The organism is Shewanella mangrovisoli, from assembly GCF_019457635.1.
Taxonomy (GTDB): Bacteria; Pseudomonadota; Gammaproteobacteria; order Enterobacterales; family Shewanellaceae; genus Shewanella; species Shewanella mangrovisoli.
Window position 1 is genome coordinate 795,719 of the sequence record NZ_CP080412.1, and the last position, 17,072, is coordinate 812,790.

Annotated in this window: 13 protein-coding genes, 1 pseudogene and 1 riboswitch; of the genes and pseudogenes, 7 read left to right on the forward strand and 7 right to left on the reverse strand. The window is 45.5% G+C overall.

Going from position 1 to position 17,072, the window contains the following annotated elements; genetic code table 11:
* Positions 1-7: 7 nt before the first annotated feature.
* The 3 genes and pseudogenes from K0H60_RS03520 (at position 8) to K0H60_RS03525 (ending at position 3,225) form a co-directional block, all read left to right on the forward strand.
* A complete protein-coding gene (locus K0H60_RS03520) occupies positions 8-1,228 on the forward strand; it encodes a hypothetical protein (protein ID WP_011715822.1) in 1,221 nt (406 codons plus the stop codon).
* Positions 1,229-1,458: 230 nt separating this feature from the next.
* Positions 1,459-1,584: pseudogene (locus K0H60_RS20670) on the forward strand (DUF7281 domain-containing protein); the annotation flags it as partial.
* Positions 1,585-1,974: 390 nt separating this feature from the next.
* On the forward strand, positions 1,975-3,225 hold the full coding sequence (locus K0H60_RS03525; RefSeq protein WP_220057295.1) for a dicarboxylate/amino acid:cation symporter: 1,251 nt from the start codon (positions 1,975-1,977) through the stop codon (positions 3,223-3,225).
* 52 nt (positions 3,226-3,277) lie between these two features.
* Here the strand turns inward: K0H60_RS03525 and K0H60_RS03530 are convergent, their stop codons facing one another.
* Both K0H60_RS03530 and K0H60_RS03535 read right to left on the reverse strand, forming a co-directional pair.
* Positions 3,278-3,748, reverse strand: a complete 471-nt coding sequence (locus K0H60_RS03530; RefSeq protein WP_220057296.1) for a hypothetical protein — start codon at positions 3,746-3,748, stop codon at positions 3,278-3,280.
* A 436-nt stretch (positions 3,749-4,184) separates the two neighbouring features.
* Entirely contained in the window at positions 4,185-4,673 is a 489-nt protein-coding gene (locus K0H60_RS03535; RefSeq protein WP_220057297.1) for a TIGR00645 family protein, read from the reverse strand.
* Between the two features lie 704 nt (positions 4,674-5,377).
* Between K0H60_RS03535 and K0H60_RS03540 the strand changes: the two genes are divergently transcribed.
* Positions 5,378-5,947, forward strand: a complete 570-nt coding sequence (locus K0H60_RS03540; protein WP_220057298.1) for a DUF7010 family protein — start codon at positions 5,378-5,380, stop codon at positions 5,945-5,947.
* A 333-nt stretch (positions 5,948-6,280) separates the two neighbouring features.
* Here the strand turns inward: K0H60_RS03540 and K0H60_RS03545 are convergent, their stop codons facing one another.
* The 4 genes from K0H60_RS03545 to K0H60_RS03560 form a co-directional block, all read right to left on the reverse strand.
* Positions 6,281-6,784, reverse strand: a complete 504-nt coding sequence (locus K0H60_RS03545) for a hypothetical protein (protein ID WP_220057299.1) — start codon at positions 6,782-6,784, stop codon at positions 6,281-6,283.
* A 1-nt stretch (position 6,785) separates the two neighbouring features.
* Positions 6,786-7,868 (reverse strand): DUF262 domain-containing protein, encoded by a 1,083-nt coding sequence (locus tag K0H60_RS03550; protein ID WP_220057300.1) that lies wholly within the window; start codon positions 7,866-7,868, stop codon positions 6,786-6,788.
* Between the two features lie 47 nt (positions 7,869-7,915).
* Positions 7,916-8,905 (reverse strand): nuclease-related domain-containing protein, encoded by a 990-nt coding sequence (locus K0H60_RS03555; protein ID WP_220057301.1) that lies wholly within the window; start codon positions 8,903-8,905, stop codon positions 7,916-7,918.
* A gap of 589 nt (positions 8,906-9,494) precedes the next feature.
* A complete protein-coding gene (locus K0H60_RS03560) occupies positions 9,495-10,487 on the reverse strand; it encodes a class 1 fructose-bisphosphatase (protein ID WP_220057302.1) in 993 nt (330 codons plus the stop codon).
* Between the two features lie 296 nt (positions 10,488-10,783).
* Between K0H60_RS03560 and K0H60_RS03565 the strand changes: the two genes are divergently transcribed.
* Positions 10,784-13,075 (forward strand): S9 family peptidase, encoded by a 2,292-nt coding sequence (locus K0H60_RS03565; protein ID WP_220057303.1) that lies wholly within the window; start codon positions 10,784-10,786, stop codon positions 13,073-13,075.
* A 344-nt stretch (positions 13,076-13,419) separates the two neighbouring features.
* Here the strand turns inward: K0H60_RS03565 and arcA are convergent, their stop codons facing one another.
* Positions 13,420-14,136 carry a two-component system response regulator ArcA gene (gene arcA, locus K0H60_RS03570; RefSeq protein ID WP_007644695.1) on the reverse strand — a complete coding sequence of 239 codons (717 nt, stop codon included), beginning with the start codon at positions 14,134-14,136 and terminating at the stop codon, positions 13,420-13,422.
* A gap of 587 nt (positions 14,137-14,723) precedes the next feature.
* Here arcA and K0H60_RS03575 point away from each other — a divergent pair.
* Both K0H60_RS03575 and lysC read left to right on the forward strand, forming a co-directional pair.
* A complete protein-coding gene (locus tag K0H60_RS03575) occupies positions 14,724-15,158 on the forward strand; it encodes a DUF3293 domain-containing protein (RefSeq protein ID WP_220057304.1) in 435 nt (144 codons plus the stop codon).
* A 240-nt stretch (positions 15,159-15,398) separates the two neighbouring features.
* A riboswitch (Lysine riboswitch) is annotated at positions 15,399-15,573 on the forward strand.
* Positions 15,574-15,716: 143 nt separating this feature from the next.
* Positions 15,717-17,072 (forward strand): lysine-sensitive aspartokinase 3, encoded by a 1,356-nt coding sequence (gene lysC / locus K0H60_RS03580; RefSeq protein ID WP_220057305.1) that lies wholly within the window; start codon positions 15,717-15,719, stop codon positions 17,070-17,072.

The window sequence follows — 17,072 nt, forward strand, 5'->3', positions numbered from 1 at the left end:
GGCCATGATGAGCAGTAACTTACATCAGGCTGGGGTTAAGCTACTCAAGCAGTTAGGTCGCCATGCTGACATCATTATGGATGCCTATCTGGCCGGTTCGCTTAAGGAAGAGAGCCATGACCCCGCCGTGGTTGAAAAACTCAAGCAGGCGGGGATTTTATGGCGCCCAGAGCCAGACCAAGAGTTGCGCCTTAAACGCTCGGTGCGTGCCTTGCTCGAAGAGGGCTTAAGTGATGAGCGCAATCGCCAAATCGACTCCAACGTCGGCTCGGCGCTCGCCACCATTAAGACCTTGGCCGACCACTATAAAGAAGCGCGCCACAGCTCAGATTACAGCGCCGCCGAGGCGTATCTGTCTGATTTAAGTGAGCATGTATATAGCTTTGCCGATAGTTTACGCTACTCCATCCGCGTGTTGTGGGGGCGCATCAACAACGAGTTCGGTTATGTCGGCACCATTAATGCTAAGATCCGTGAAAACGAACTTGCCCAGAGCCAAGTATCTGAATTACTCAATGGCTTGGAGATGTTCCAGTTCAGCGAATTAGGTGAAATCGCCGGTGATATCCGTGAGCTGCGTAAGTTGCTGGTAACCACCTTGCAGGAAACCATGAGCGACTGCGCCCAGGAACTCAGTGTGGTACAGGGCAGGTTGCTGGAACTCCTCGGCCGCTTTAGGCAAATTCGCGGCCGTACCCGCTTGCTTAAGGGCTGGTTGCTATACACAGATTTGCATCCGGATTATCGCCCTGCGGACCATGTGTCCCACAAGGAAATCCCGAGTCTTTTCAATCGCGCCGAAGTGTTATTGGCCCCAGCGTCTGTGGATGTGCATAACGCCAGCCAAGAGTTTGAGCTGATGAATATCGTCGCCCATATCAAGGCGATTAGCCGTCAGGGCATAGTCGAGACTGTGCGCGAGCAGGATGTGGCCGTGCCGCTGACGCAGAATGAAGACTTTGATATTCCTGATAATCCACTCAAGCAAGCGGTCGACACTTACTTTGTCGACGTGATTGAGTCGGGCTTACGCCAGTCGGCGCTCGATTACTTAGCCGAAAAAGCCCTACCTTGGGATGCCGAAAGCTGGATTTATCAAGTGATTGGTGGCTACGAAGGTTTACCCGATGAGCATAAGGCTTACTTCGAGCTGGAGCCCTTAGGCGAACCGCACCCCATCTACAGTGGTAACTTTATTATCCGCGATGTGGAATTATGGCTCGCCTAGGCAAGCTGCAATTGCAACTCTTGGAGAGTGTTTATCTTAACCGCTCTCCAAGGGTTACATTTAGTCTCAATCCCTAATGGGCGAGTCATTTACCCGAGTAGCAGTACAAGCAAAAGTGCAAGCAAATACACTGGAAAATATGGAATAGCCGTTCTGGCCATCGTCTAGTCGCTCGTCATGCATTTTAATTCCTAAGTGTTTCACCTCAATAAGTCTCGTCAGTTTAATCTTTACCTTCTGCCGACTTAAAAAATTGGCGGCAATTAAGCCTTTGGTTAACTCAGCAGCGCATTAGCATTAAACAGCAGCACCTGCTGGCTCATCGGCTCGAGCTAGTGCTACTGGCATATTGTTAGTCGTTATCCTTCCCCATCTCTCTGTAAATATCACAATTTATAGTTTTTAATTCTAATTAAGCTGTTTATTTGGATTTTAAATCTAGCGTTATTCAGGCTTAATCGATTAATTGTGTTTATTTGGTTTAAATACTGTTTAAATTTTGATTTTTTAACTTGCATCTTTATAGCGTGATTATTAACCGATAATTTTATTTTTAATAAAAATCAGATAAATACAAATTTTTTGTGATGGGTTTGGCTTAATTGAAAATGAAATAAGTAAATTTATTCATTGAATTTACTGCCAGCATGTTTCACTATCCCCGCCTGAACCGAAAAGGGAATGGCGATTTTGCTCATCAAGGAAGATGAAGAATAAAAGATGAGCTATTTGGGGAAACCATAAGCATGATTAAATCACTTTCGACACGGATCTTTATCGGTCTGTTTGCGGGACTCATTCTTGGCACCTTAGTGCAATATTTTCTAAACGATATTGGCTTTTTTTCTGGCAATTTAGTCGAACTGGCTGGCGGCGTCGGCACTATGTTCGTCAATATGATCATGATGTTGGTCGTGCCTCTAGTGTTTGTCAGTATCGTTTGTGGCGTGTGTGAGCTGCAGGACTTAAAAAGCTTTGGCCGCCTTGGCGGCAAAACCTTCGGCTTTTACATCGTTAATACCCTGGTCGCTATCTCAACCGCCCTGTTAGTGGTGCTATTGCTCGACCCAGGTAAAGGCGTCGATATGAGCAGCACCGATGGTGTGGCCATTACCGCGACCGAACTCCCCAGCTTGATGGCGCTGCTGATTGATATAGTGCCGCGCAACCCGGTGGCGGCTTTTATGTCGGGCAATATGCTGCAAGTGATCTTTATGGCACTGATGTTGGGCGGGGTGATTAAATCCCTCGGCGAGCATGTGGCTGGCGCGGTACAAGGTTTTCAAACCGCCAATAAAATCATGATGAAACTGATTTCTGTGGTGATGAGTCTTGCGCCTTATGGCGTGTTTGCGCTGATGTTTAAGTTAGGCGCCACCTTAGATGCGGCGGTATTTATCAGTGTGCTCGAATATGTCGTGATCATTCTGGCGCTGTTATTACTGTGGATTTTTGTGGTCTATCCGCTGGCAGTAGGGTTCTTCACACCGATTTCGGCCAAGAGCTTTCGCGAGAAAACCCAAGAGCAAGTGCTGTTTTCCCTGTCTACCGCCAGCTCTAATGCCACGATTCCTGTGACTATGCGCACCCTAACGGAAAAGCTTGGGGTTAACCGCGCCGTGGCAGGCTTTGGTGTGCCGCTCGGGGCGACCATGAATATGGGCGGTGTGGCGATTTATATCACGATTGCGATTTTCTTTGTTGCCAATGCCTTCGGTATGCCAATCACCAGCGAGCAGCTGCCATCGCTGCTGTTTAGTATCTTTTTGTTATCTGTTGGCGCGGGTGGTGTACCCGGTGGCGGCATGGTGATGATCGGGGTGTTAATCCATCAAATGGGCTTGCCGATTGAAGCCTTTGCGATTGTGGCCGCACTGGATCGCATCATCGACATGGTGCTGACCTCTTGCAACGTGGTGGGGGATACGGCGGTATTGACCATAGTCGATCAAACCGAAAAGGCCCATCAAGTCGAGCTGGCCGATAGCGAGTCTTAAATCGCATAACTAAAAAAGCCACTGATAACAGTGGCTTTTTTGTATCATTGCCTTACTTACTACACTGCTGTTTTAGCTGGCTGACCGCTTCACTAAATCCCACGGCCACTAAGGTTGAGCTAGTATATTTGCTTGAGCGAAACGAAACCGCCTCAAGGCTTAATTCTTGGGTTTGCAGCTCAGCCAACGCCTGCCACAGATCGTCATCCGCCTTTGGCAGACTGGTAAAGTTCATCAAGGTCGCGGTGCCGCGAAATTTCACACTGTGCTGCTTGTCGCTGCGAATTATCAACACGCTCGGATCGCTACCAAATGCAAAGGATTCGCCCATAGTCACGTTTAAAATGGGTTGGGTTTCGCCTATGGAGCAGCTTAAGCTCAGCTTGAGGCCTTTATCGATAAAGTCGATGCTATGGCTCTTAGGGGCGGGCTCTGCGATATCTAAGGTTGTGGCTAAATCTTCCTTGGCATATGCGTAGCCTAAATGACTAACAAGCATGAGGGCCAGTAACTGTGTTTTCACTTTACTACCTTGTTAATTGTGCGGACGAATACCGATGATGATGTGTAGCTCTTTGTCAAAATGTTGGCGATTATAAAGAATTTTGACACGTTTGAATAACCCTTTTGGGCTATTTAGTCTTGAATTTGATTCAAAAGCTTAGCCTTTGGTATCAAGCGCCGTTTAGGTTAAGACTCGGGCTATTATCTCAAGCAATAATTTCAATTTAAACATGAGGTTATGTAGCTCAGCTTAAATTAATACCAAAGTACGAGGCACAGTTTTTATTCAGAAAATAAAAAAGCCACTATTATCAGTGGCTTGTTTTGAACTTAGGTCATCGGCTATTGTTTGGTACTGGTTGAGTTAATGCCGCTTAGCATTCACATTTAAACAGCACTGATACTTAGACAGCACAGATACTTAAACAGCGCAGGCGCCTACGGGCGATGCCGCATTACTTACGTGTCAGTTTATCCAAGTAGCCCATGGCAAAGGCCGACAGCACAAAGGTGATATGGATAAGCAAGTACCACATGATTTTGTCGTTATCGATATTCTTCACATCCATAAAGATTTTTAGCAGGTGGATAGACGAAATCGCCACAATGGATGCAGCCACTTTGTTTTTCAGTGAACCCGAATCCAATTTACCCAACCAAGCGAGCTTCTCACTGTCTTCACCGACATCTAGCTGTGAGACAAAATTCTCATAGCCAGAAAACATCACCATCACAATCAGACCGCCTACTAGGGTGATATCAATCAAGGACAGGGTGACCAGCACTAGATCGACTTCGGTCATCTCAAAAATAATCGGCAAAATATGGAAGATCTCTTGGAAGAATTTAATGCCTAAACCCAACAACACTAGACTCAGCCCCAAGTAGATGGGCGCCATAATCCAGCGTGATGCGTACATTAGCCTTTCAAATATTTGTTCCATATAGAGTGAACCCTTAGTGGTTAAAGCTTGATAATCGAATCTATGAAACCAAAACAATAACATACTGGGTTAACACCGCGCTATCGGCCAATCGCAAAGGCGTGAGGTATATGCAACTAAGCCCAAGTTGCGGGCTTAGCTGATTTGGTTTTGCGGCCTTACAGCCTAAGTCAGTTAGGTTAGTGGGGTTTCATCCCACACCCGATAATCGTGCTGGTTTGTTTGGCGTTTGAATGGGCAAAGTTATCGCTGTGGGTATATTAGTCATTGCGGCCTTACGGCCGAGGTGAATCAAAGTCGTGGGTCTTCAACCCACACCCGACCAAAAAGGGAAAAACGCCTGTTCCCCTTTTGGATATCCCCCGGCGTCCCCAACGGAGTTGAAAGCCCCTTGGGCATTTAGCGTCCTTATGCTACCGCGTCAGACGCTCGTCCCTGATTCGACTGACGCTATCTCGGCATCCATGCCTCGCTCACGCAACGAACGTAAATGCCCTACGGCAACTCCGAGGGGAGGTGAACTCCTGTGGGTTCGCTGTTGGCTGCTAATCCCAAAAGAGTTATGCCAGTGCCATTCTTCCTTCTCATTTTCCTAAGAAATTTGCCATTGATGACATTTGTCATCCGTAACTGCTGACAACTCACACTGCCGTGATTTAGCGGATGCAGAGATACTTAAACCATACCAACAAGGAGGCTTAATCATGCAATATCAATCACTGGATCAACAACTTATCGAATACCGCCAAAAACGTGCTTTAGCTATGCCCTTATCTGGCATGATGGTCTGGGGACTATTGTTTATCTTGAGTTTTATGCTTCCAGCATCGCAAATGGTGATGGTAACATTTATCGGCACGGGTTCTATTGTCTATCTTGCTATGGGAGTCTCGCGTCTCACCGGTGAGAATATCTCCTTCAAGAAAAGCGCTGATCGTAATTGGTTTGAGACTGTGTTTCTGGCTGCGGTGGGGATGAGCTTTTTAACCTTTAGCATCAGTATTCCCTTTTTTATGGAAAACTATTTAGCCTTGCCCTTCGCCCTTGCAGTACAAACAGGATTAATGTGGTTGGTTTTCGGCGTGTTAGCGGCGCAAAAGGTGGCGATTGTACATGCGATTGTGCGCACTGTGGCTTGCGTGGCTGCCTTTCTGTTATGGCCTGAGTTGAGTTTTCAGCTTCAACCTTTGATTGTGGTGGTATGTTATGGGTTTTCGATTCCACTCATGGAACGTCGTTGGAAGATTCAGCAAAATCTTTGTGTTGCCAGTTAGTTGTCAGTCGGTTTTGCGGCCTTACGGCCGAGAAAGTCGTGGGGCTTCACCCCACACCCGACCAAGAGGGGATCAACAGCAATTCCCTTTTGGATCTCCCTTGCCGCCCCCAACGGAGTTGAAAGCCCCTTGTGCTCATCGACAAATTTGCTATCGCTTCCGAAGGATGCATCCCTGCACCTGCGAAAGCTAGCTCGCCATCCATGGCGAGACTCACGCAATTTGTCTATTCGCCCTGCGGCAACTCCGAGGGGAGGGGGGAACTTCTGTTGCCTCTGTGTTAGCTGTTAGTCTTAAATATTTGTACTTATCCCACCTTTTCAATTCTACAATTTAAAGCTTACAGACTTCCGAATATAATTTTTTTATTATTGGATAGACTTTTTGTAATCTTCCTAAAGTGATCGAAGGTGCTGGATAGCTTTTAGTTGCTCCTTTAACCCATGTATGTGCAGCACTGTTTCTATCTTTTTTAATTGCTGATAACTCACTAGTAAAAACAGTTATATCACCATTCTTGTTTAAATTTAGTTCAATTTTTTCAGTCTTATCTAATCCAATAGTTTTAATTAACATGCTTCTTAAATGCTGTTTGTACTGAAATCCATAATTATTATCTATTACTTCAGTTATTAATCTTTCAAATTCAACGGTTTTTAACTTTCCTTTTGAAGCCCGTCTTACTACTATGTCGAAGCATTCTTCAATCCATCCACAATATTCTAATAAAGCAAGCTTTGAAAAGTAGATAGCATCATTTTGATTAGTTGATAATGCATTGTTATACTTGTTATTTAAGTCGCATAATGTAATCTGAATATGTTTTTTTATTATCATTTTATGAAAAAATCTCTATGCCTTTAAGTATTCTCGATTTGACCTTTTCTGTTGCAGCTATACCTTCGCTCAAGTTTATAACTGAAAAGTTTGAATCGTTTCTTAAAATGCTAAATCTTTCTTTTAGTTTTTCTTCTGGTTCTAAAATTAGATTCTCTATATTCAAATACATACCAACTAGGGTCGCCTCCAATGTTGCCTTACTAAGCTTTGGTAATGCTCTACCTGATTGTATTTTATGGTAAAATATGTTTATAGCCATCATCATTTTAGTTAGCTTATCTTGATATTCTTCATCACTAATGTCTCTTTTTATTGACATGTATGTATTCAAGAACTTAGCAAGTTTTCCATTGTAACTATTAATCATTTCAGTGAATGTGAATACTCTTAGAAAAAGTTCTTCATAACTAAATCGATAAGACTTTCCTTCTTCAAGGTTAAATAATAAACGTACATCTTTTTCTGATACAATTTCTTTTAAAAGTTTATTGAAACTCCCTGAGTAAATGCAATTTCGAATTTCTTGATTGCTTAGTTTGTTACCTCCAGTATTAAGTCTGTGAAAAATTGTAAATAAATAGTTTTGATGACTTTTTTTAGAGTAATCACATCTTAATACTGTTATTGGTATTGTTAAATTTTGAATCCTGCTGTATATGTCAGGATGCTTTTGCTTAATGTATTCAGCTGTTTTTCCAGATATTCTGGCATCAATATCCTCTAAGTTTGATAAGCGCCAGTCATCATCATTTAGAAATTTAATTATGCTCGATATTCTTTGTAAGCCATCAATCATTTGACGCTTTTCTGTTTTATAGTCAAGGCTTAAACACATACTTGGTATTGGCAACTGTTTAACCAATGAATCAATAAATCTTGTTTGTGAAGGTGCTGTCCAGACAACATCTCTTTGGAAATCAGGTTTTATAACTAATTGTTTAGCTTCGTACATTCTCACTAAATCAGCACAAGAGCGAAGTTCATTGAAGGCTACAATGTCTGATGGTGGAGTTTCACTAGAATCTTCGGAGTCTTCCAATAATGTTTCAGCCATTTCTATATCATCATTATATTCAATCATTTTCATTCCTTTTTATTTAGTTGTATAAAAAATGTCACTCAATAACTTTATGCTATTTTGATAACGTGTAAACAATCCTGGCATCGAAGTGTATAGGTCTCTTTTGCCTTCATTACTCTTGTTTGCGTGCTTTTGCACTGTGGGCATGCTTGTTTCATTGGCGTGTTTTTAGTGCATTGATTGCATTTTATGTAGTAACCAAACTTACCGTACATCGGGGTGTAGTTTGTTGATTCTCCACAATGTTTGCAGCGAAGGATGCTGTTAGTTGTGGTTTGTGCTATTGCTGGGTTTTTCGCTTCCGCCACTTTGTTAACGGCAAAGGAGGCAACAGGTTCTTTGACTTGTGGTGTTTGTACGGACGTTATTTCGGTCGTAGCTTGAGATGGGTCTATATGACGATCGATTAAGAACTTAGCGATTGAATTCAGTTCTTCTTGATTAAAGTCTGGGCGGGTATCACTCACATTAATAATTCGGAAGAATTTGCTTTTAAGATTCATGATCTTTTCAAGCTTCTCGACTAAAAACTCTGTCTTAACTAACTGCTCTGAAACTGCCGCAGGCATAGTTTCTCTGTTGATGACCGCATCGCTTGAGACCGCGCATAAATGATCCCAGCAACGCATACCGAAACCTTGCTGTTTTATCCCGAGTAACTTACCGAGAATTTCACTTCTATGCTGTTTTAGCATTTCTTTAAGCAGCGATTGTTGTAGTTCAACCTGTTTGATTGGTGATGGCATACCAAACCAGTTATTGCCGTGACTGCGAGTCCATTCGCCATGTTGGTTTACATCTACATGACCTTTTATGCTTTTAGACTCAATTAAAACAAAGCCGTAGGGATAAATAATTAAGTGATCAATTTGAGCTGTTTCACCGTTAAAGGTGAATCGAAAATCATTGATAACGAGTACTTCGGGATGATCTTTGAAAGCGCGGCGTAGATAGAAGGCAACGTCCTGTTCTTGTTTTTGACCCGCAATCGTTTGTGGTGTTTGGGTATTTTGCAGTGTTTTAGTTTTCAGAATCATTTATCAACAGCGTCCATTCATAACTTGATAATAATCGGTTTCATAATACCCACTGTGCCATTGAAAGATAAAGATAAAAATCGCTAAAGGTTAACGTTGATCAATGATGGGAAAGTGCAAATCTTTGGAGATTTACAGCCAACACAGAAGTTACAGGAGTTCATCATCCCCTCGGAGTTGCCGCAGGGCATTTGCGTTCGTTGCGTGGGCGAGGCATGGATGCCGAGATAGCGTCAGTCGAATCAGGGACGAGCGTCTGACGCGATAGCATAAGAACGCTTAATGCCCAAGGGGCTTTCAACTCCGTTGGGGCGTCTTGGAGCATCCAAGGAGGATAGGACGAGCAGTCCTCCTTGGTCGGGTGTGGGGTGAAACCCCACGATCTTGATTTATCTCGGCCGTCAGGCCGCAATAAATATAGCATTGTGCTAAACAGCACGAATATCAGGCAGAGGGTTGAAGACCCACGACTTTGATTCACCTCGGCAGTTAGGCCGCATTTTAAAATGAATGTCGCATTCTGCGACAACAAAAAAGCCACTGTGGTCAGTGGCTTTTATAATAAAAATCAAAACCTAAGCGATTCGGCTTAGTCCAGACTTGGTTCTTCGCTGTAATCGATACCATGGTAGCTTAGGCAAGCGTCCACTTCATTGGCGCTACCAAGGATAACCGCCACGCGTTGGTGAATTTGTGTCGGTTGAATATCCAAAATGGTCTCATAACCCGTAGAGGCTTTACCACCAGCTTGCTCGACTAATAAGGCCATTGGGTTGGCTTCGTACATTAAACGCAGCTTGTATGGCTTTTTCGGATCTTTATTGTCGGTTGGATAAGTAAAAATACCGCCGCGAGAAAGTACGCGGTGCACGTCACCCACCATGGCGGCAATCCAGCGCATGTTGAAGGATTTTTCGCGCGGGCCAATTTTGCCTAGCAGTAAATCGGCGATATAGGTCTGCATTGGCGCTTCCCAAAAACGTTGGTTCGACATGTTAATGGCGAATTCTTGGGTGTCAGGGCTGATGCTCATGGCCGCGTTGGTCAGTAAAAATTCGTTAGTTTCTGGGTGCAGGGTAAAGAGTTGCACGCCTTGGCCTGTGGTGAGCGCGAGCATGGTTGATGGGCCGTAGAGCACATAACCTGCTGCTAACTGATTGCGGCCAGATTGCAAAAAGCTTGTTTCAGTTAACTCACCCTGTGGTGCAGGTAAAACAGAGAAAATCGTGCCGACTAGCGAGTTGATATCGATATTCGATGAACCATCTAAGGGGTCGAAACATACCAGATATTGACCATTGGCGCTGACTTCAACCACATGATCTTCTTCCTCTGAGGCTAAGCCGCGCACTGTACCGTCGGCTTTTAATGCATCTTTGAGCATATCGTTGGTGATGATATCCAGTTTTTTCTGGGTTTCACCTTGCACGTTTTCCTGTTCGGTCGCGCCTAACACACCAGCTAAGGCACCGTGGCGCACGGCATGACTGATGGCTTTGGAGGTGTCGGCTAAGGTCAAAATCAGTTGCGAGAGGGATTCGTTCACTGCCTTTGAGGTTAAGTGCTGGGCAAGAGTCTGCATGTTAGGTCCTTTAGGGGTTCAACATTGAGGTCAATTTCATTATTTGCCGCGAATAATAACTCAGTTAGTCGACAATTTCAGCGATGTTGCTGTGGGTTTTAATCAATTTAAGCCAAGAGGGTTATCCCTTTGTGTCAGACTGAGTGGGTTATCTTGAAAATTGAGCTAACCGCAGGAGTTCGCCAGCTAATTTGTATCTGCATATTGCCTGCGCTTTTTATTTAGGCTTTGCCTTGGCACAATGACGGCAGTTTTTGATCGCCACCTTAAGGCGAATATGCTTCCAAGGAATAATAATGACTAAAAATGGGTTAGCTTCTTCCCTGCGCTCGGTGACATTGGGCGCCTCATCCCTACTGATAGCGAGTCAACTGGCCATGGTTTCTAGCGCGATATTGACCCCCGCCTACGCGCTTGAGGGCGGCACAACGCCGCTGACTATCGAGCGCATGAATGCGTCGCCTGCCTTAGCGGGCACCAGCCCCCGTGGATTAAAATTATCCCCCGATGGTCAAAGGGTGACCTACCTTGCGGGACGTAAAGACAACCAAAACTTTTACGATCTCTGGCAGATGGATGTGAAGACGGGCAAATCTAGTCTGTTGCTGAACGCCGATAAGCTGGCGAGCAATGAGTTATCCGATGAAGAAAAGGCCCGCCGCGAGCGCCAACGTATTTATGGCGAAGGCATTATGGAATATTTCTGGGCGGACGATAGCAAGGCGCTGTTGATCCCTGCCTCGGGTAATCTGTATTACTTCTCCTTAGCGGATAACAGCGTTAGCCAACTGCCGATAGGCGAGGGCTTTGCCACCGATGCGCGCCTATCGCCCAAGGGTAATTTTGTGTCCTTCGTGCGGGACCAAAATCTGTATGTGCTCAATTTAGCGACTAAAAAGCTTGAGGCCATGACCACTGACGGTGGCGGCGCGATTAAAAATGCCATGGCGGAATTTGTCGCCCAGGAAGAAATGGATCGCATGACAGGTTACTGGTGGGCGCCCGATGAGTCGGCCATCGCCTTTACCCGTATCGATGAGTCGGGCGTTGAGTTAGTTACTCGCAATGAAATCTACGCCGATGGCATTAAGCTTACCGAGCAGCGTTATCCGGCTGCGGGCAAAAACAATGTCGAGATCCAACTGGGCGTGGTGACGTTAAGCAATAAAGCCATCAATTGGGTGACCTTAAGTGATGATAAAAATAAGGATATTTACCTGCCTCGCGTCGATTGGTTGCCCGATAGCAAGCATTTATCCTTCCAGTGGCAGAGCCGCGATCAGCAAAAATTAGATCTGCAACTGGTGGCTCTCGATGCGCTGACCAAGCCGAAAACCTTAGTTAAAGAGCGTAGCGATGCTTGGGTGAATCTTAACAATGACCCGCACTTCTTAAAGCAGCAATCGGCGTTTATCTGGGCCTCGGAGCGTGACGGCTTTAATCATCTTTATTTGTTTGACCTAAAAGGTAAGCTGAAGACGCAACTGACCAAGGGCAATTGGGCGGTCGATGAGCTGGAATATATCGATGAAACCGCAGGTTGGGTGTATTTCACTGGCCGTAAAGATACCCCAATCGAAAAACACCTCTACCGTGTGCCGTTAGAGGGTGGCAAAGTTGAGCGCGTGAGCAGCGAGGCGGGGATGCACAATCCGGTATTTGCCGATAGTCAAAGCGTGTATCTAGATTATTTCAATAGCTTATCTCAGCCACCACAGATCAGTTTGCACGGCGATAAGGGCCAACACTTGGCGTGGGTGGAGCAGAACCAAGTCAAAGCGGGTCATCCTTTGTATGACTATGCTGGCCTGTGGCAACTGCCAGAGTTTAAAGAGCTCAAGGCGGAAGACGGACAAGTCCTGCAAACGCGCCTCTTTAAACCTGTGCCCTTCGATGCGACCAAAAAGTACCCCGTAGTCGTGCGCGTATATGGCGGCCCGCATGCGCAATTGGTTACCAATAGCTGGAGTGAGCAGGATTACTTTACCCAATACTTAGTGCAGCAAGGTTATGTGGTATTTCAACTGGATAACCGCGGCAGCGCCCACAGAGGCACCCAGTTCGAGCAAGTAATTTACCGTCACTTGGGCGAAGCGGAAGTGAATGACCAAAAGGTTGGCGTCGATTATCTGCGCAGCTTGCCCTTTGTCGATAGCAACAACGTGGCGATTTATGGCCACAGCTACGGCGGTTATATGGCCTTGATGAGCCTGTTTAAGGCGCCGGATTACTTTAAGGCGGCGATTTCGGGCGCGCCCGTCACCGATTGGCGCTTGTACGACACTCACTACACCGAGCGTTATCTTGCCCATCCCGCGAATAATGAACAAGGTTACGAAGCCAGTAGCGTGTTCCCCTATGTGAAAAACTACCAGTCGGGGCTGTTGATGTACCACGGCATGGCCGACGATAACGTGTTGTTTGAAAACAGCACTCGCGTGTACAAGGCGTTGCAGGACGAAGGTAAACTGTTCCAGATGATTGATTATCCGGGTTCTAAGCATTCGATGCGCGGTGAGAAAGTGCGTAATCACTTATATCGCTCGCTGGCGGATTTCCTCGATAGGCAGCTTAAAAGCGGCAAATAACTTACGGCTGAGCGCTGTTTAACCAAGCGTATGCAGTTAATCTAGCGCATGCAGTTATCCAAGAGTGAGGTTAACACCTCACTCTTTTTTTACGCGGTATTTGGCTAATACCTTAGCTAACACCTTAGCTAACACCTTAGTTAAGGCTGTGGAGAGCACTTAGTCGTGAGTAACTGCTCCATTCCAATTGATACGCTTAAAGTTTGCGATGGCTATTTAAGCTTGGCCTTTCAAGCTTAGGTTTATTGATTGGGATAAAGCGGGGCTGAGGATTGGCGATATTACAGAGATAAAAAAACCAGATCCGAGGATCTGGTTTTTATTATTCAAACGGACTTAGAAGATTAGTCTTCTAAGTTACCGCAGAAACGGTAGCCTTCACCGTGGATAGTCGCGATGATTTCTGGCGTATCTGGCAAGCTTTCGAAGTGCTTACGGATACGACGGATAGTCACGTCAACAGTACGGTCGTGTGGCTTTAACTCACGGCCGGTCATCTTCATCAGCAGATCGGCACGAGTTAAGATTTTGCCTGGGTTTTCAACAAAGTGCAGCATAGCGCGGAATTCGCTACGTGGCAGTTTGTAAGACTCACCCTGTGGGCTCACTAGAGAACGGCTATTGATCTCTAGGCTCCAATCGTTGAAACGGTAGTACTCGACAGAGCTCTTTTCTTCGACTTCGTTACCAGCGCTATTCACACGAGTCAGAAGGTTGCGAGCACGAATCGTCAATTCACGTGGGTTGAACGGCTTGGTAATATAATCGTCCGCGCCAATTTCAAGTCCAAGGATTTTGTCGACTTCGTTGTCACGGCCTGTCAGGAAGATCAGACCGATGTTGTTGATTTCACGTAATTCACGTGCCAACAACAGACCGTTTTTACCTGGTAGGTTAATGTCCATAACCACTAGGTTAATTTTGTTTTCCTGCATAGCCTTATGCATTTCTGCGCCATCATTGGCCTCAGTTACCACATACCCTTCTGCCTCGAAAATACTTCTCAGCGTGTTACGGGTAACGGCTTCATCTTCAACGATCAGAATGTGCGGATTTTGCATATTAATTACCTAAATTTTAACCAATTTTATTCTAACCATAAGGACCGCTTACATCGGATCCTTATATTCATAAAATGTTGATACTTCCTCTAACTGCTCTGTGCTTCAAAGGAAAGATCTTTACGGCGACACATCAGGATGTATATAAAGTGCACGTTTAAAGTGTAATACGATAAAACGTAACCAGTATCAACTTCGATAAGCAATAGTTATAAATAGTTCCTTAACTATTGTTTTTTTTTAAAATGTTTAAATGATAACTCAAATGTAGAACACATTTTAAAAGATGTCTGGCTAGCCTTGGGTGATTTCACAGAGGAATCTAACAAACCCTTGTCAAGATTAAGCAAACTTAATGTTATCTGCTCAACTAGCCAATGGCGTCATTGTACTCGTTTTAGGCATTTGTTAACAAATGAAATGTTAACAAATTTCTGGATGAGGCCCTGATTTACCATGATATTTACTTTAGTCATTGATTAGTATAACTAATGTATTTTTGATTCTTGTGAGCCAGTTCACGCCTCTTTGGATTTTGGAGGCGCTCTGCTACACTAACCCGGGTTCATTTTTCGACTAGACTACCAATGGACAACATGACTCAAGATTTGTGGCAGCATTACCAGAAGCCGTTGTTTTTGCTTACTCAAGCATTATCCTGTGATTTTTCCTTTGCTGTAATTACCGCCCATAATCCCGCTTCAACCCTCCTCAGTCCCAGCCAAAACCGTTTACTCGACCGCCAACTTCTCCGTGATATTGAATTAATCGGCAGCCCCTATCGTGCAATGGTGGGCGCATCGCCAGATTTATCCCATATGGAAAAGAGCTGGGCGGTGTTTGTCGATAGAAGCATGGCGCTGCAGTTAGGGAAAAAGTTTAATCAATATGCCATCTATATGGTGGAAAAGGGTGAGGTGAGTTTAGTGCCTTGCACCTTAGCCGGGCATGATGAAGTGTGTTTAGGCCTGTTTAATGATCACGTGCGTTTGGTTTACGAACTGCCCGATCTAGCGACCTAACTGCGAGCGTTTTTTGCTATTTTCTTATCCGGCTTTGCCTGTAAAGGGCAAGGCTCGGTCACTTCTTTTTTAATCCTTTGAATGTCTGTTCGATACCTCGCCGCCATTTTTTGCTTTGGCTTTACCGCTAAATTGCTCATTGTTTTTAAAAGCGTTTATTGAATTTGTTTATGCGATGTGAAATTAGCATTGACTTCATTAGGGGTTTATTGCTACTTTTTTCGTCCCTTTCCGGCGGAAAGGAACAGAAGAGGAGCGTTAACTAGGTAGTCAGTCAGAGGAGCACAAACTCCAGCGATGATTGATGAGGGAGATTAACGCCGAGGCATAGATGTGGTTGCTGCATGTTTATGTCGGTCGCTTAGGCTGAATCCTAACGATTGTCACCTGTAATTGGTGGAGAGCTTCTGGTGACGATTGCTGTTTCCCTTCTATTGGGGTGCGTATCATTGAGCACCAGGCTCTTCGAACGAAGTTGGTTCGGAGCGTAATCATGTTAGTTAATCAAGATCTTATCCTAGTTTGTGCCGTGTCTTCTGCTTCTGCGGAGGTACGATAATGTCTCTTGTTGTCGCAAAATTTGGTGGTACCTCAGTCGCCGATTACGATGCAATGAATCGCTGCGCCGATATCGTACTGGGCAATCCTGATTGCCGTTTAGTGGTGGTTAGCGCCTCCAGTGGCGTGACTAACCTTTTGGTTGAGCTCACCCAAGAGTCGATGAACGACGATAGTCGTTTACAGCGCTTAAAGCAAATTGCGCAAATTCAATACGCTATCTTAGATAAACTGGGTCGTCCCAACGATGTAGCCGCGGCATTGGATAAGCTGTTAAGCCGTATGGCGGTATTGAGCGAAGCGCTAGCATCTCAGCGCAGCAAGGCCACCATGGATGAGTTATTGTCCCTTGGCGAGCAGTGTTCGTCGGCATTATTTGCGGCGGTATTACGGGAAAAAGGCGCCAACTCGAGTGCCTTCGATGTGCGCCGAGTGCTGCGCACCGACAGCCATTTTGGCCGCGCCGAGCCACAGGTTGAGCAAATTGCCTCTCTCTCACGTGAGCATTTACTGCCGCTGTTATCTGAACAAGTGATTGTGACTCAAGGCTTTATTGGTTCAGATGAGGCGGGACAAACCACCACGCTTGGCCGTGGCGGTAGCGACTATTCTGCGGCACTGTTAGCCGAAGCTTTAAAAGCCTCCGCGGTTGAGATTTGGACCGATGTGGCCGGGATTTACACAACTGATCCACGCCTTGCGCCAAACGCCCATCCTATAGCCGAAATCAGTTTTAACGAAGCCGCCGAAATGGCGACTTTCGGTGCTAAAGTGCTGCACCCTGCGACGATTCTGCCTGCGGTGCGCCAACAAATTCAAGTGTTTGTCGGCTCAAGTAAGGAGCCTGAAAAGGGCGGTACGTGGATCCGTCATCAGGTTGAAGATGCGCCCGTGTTTCGCGCGGTTGCGTTGCGCCGCGACCAAACGCTACTCAATTTACACAGCCTGCAAATGCTGCATGCTCAGGGCTTCTTGGCTGAAACCTTTGCCACCTTGGCAAGACATAAGATCAGTGTGGACTTGATCACCACCTCCGAAGTTAACGTATCGCTTACCCTAGATAAAACTGGCTCTGATTCGAGCGGCCAGGGGCTATTGAGCGAAGCGCTGTTGCAGGAATTATCACAGCATTGCCGCGTGCGTGTTGAAGATGGTTTAGCACTGGTGGCGATTATCGGTAACCGGATTGCCACCACTGCGGGCATTTGCCGCCGGGTGTTTGAAGTGCTTGAGCCCCACAATGTGCGCATGATCTGCCAAGGCGCCAGCCCGCATAACTTGTGCGTATTGGTAGCCGAATCAGAAGCGGCGCAAGTGGTTAAAGCCCTACACGAAAACCTGTTCGAAGGTGCGTAA

Coding starts and splice junctions, on each gene's coding strand:
- lysC (WP_220057305.1), top strand. CDS start 15,717: ATGTCTCTTGTTGTCGCAAAATTTGGTGGTACCTCAGTCGCCGATTAC.
- K0H60_RS03555 (WP_220057301.1), bottom strand. CDS start 8,905: ATGATTCTGAAAACTAAAACACTGCAAAATACCCAAACACCACAAACG.
- K0H60_RS03540 (WP_220057298.1), top strand. CDS start 5,378: ATGCAATATCAATCACTGGATCAACAACTTATCGAATACCGCCAAAAA.
- K0H60_RS03525 (WP_220057295.1), top strand. CDS start 1,975: ATGATTAAATCACTTTCGACACGGATCTTTATCGGTCTGTTTGCGGGA.
- arcA (WP_007644695.1), bottom strand. CDS start 14,136: ATGCAAAATCCGCACATTCTGATCGTTGAAGATGAAGCCGTTACCCGT.
- K0H60_RS03575 (WP_220057304.1), top strand. CDS start 14,724: ATGGACAACATGACTCAAGATTTGTGGCAGCATTACCAGAAGCCGTTG.
- K0H60_RS03550 (WP_220057300.1), bottom strand. CDS start 7,868: ATGATTGAATATAATGATGATATAGAAATGGCTGAAACATTATTGGAA.
- K0H60_RS03520 (WP_011715822.1), top strand. CDS start 8: ATGAGCAGTAACTTACATCAGGCTGGGGTTAAGCTACTCAAGCAGTTA.
- K0H60_RS03560 (WP_220057302.1), bottom strand. CDS start 10,487: ATGCAGACTCTTGCCCAGCACTTAACCTCAAAGGCAGTGAACGAATCC.
- K0H60_RS03535 (WP_220057297.1), bottom strand. CDS start 4,673: ATGGAACAAATATTTGAAAGGCTAATGTACGCATCACGCTGGATTATG.
- K0H60_RS03545 (WP_220057299.1), bottom strand. CDS start 6,784: ATGATAATAAAAAAACATATTCAGATTACATTATGCGACTTAAATAAC.
- K0H60_RS03565 (WP_220057303.1), top strand. CDS start 10,784: ATGACTAAAAATGGGTTAGCTTCTTCCCTGCGCTCGGTGACATTGGGC.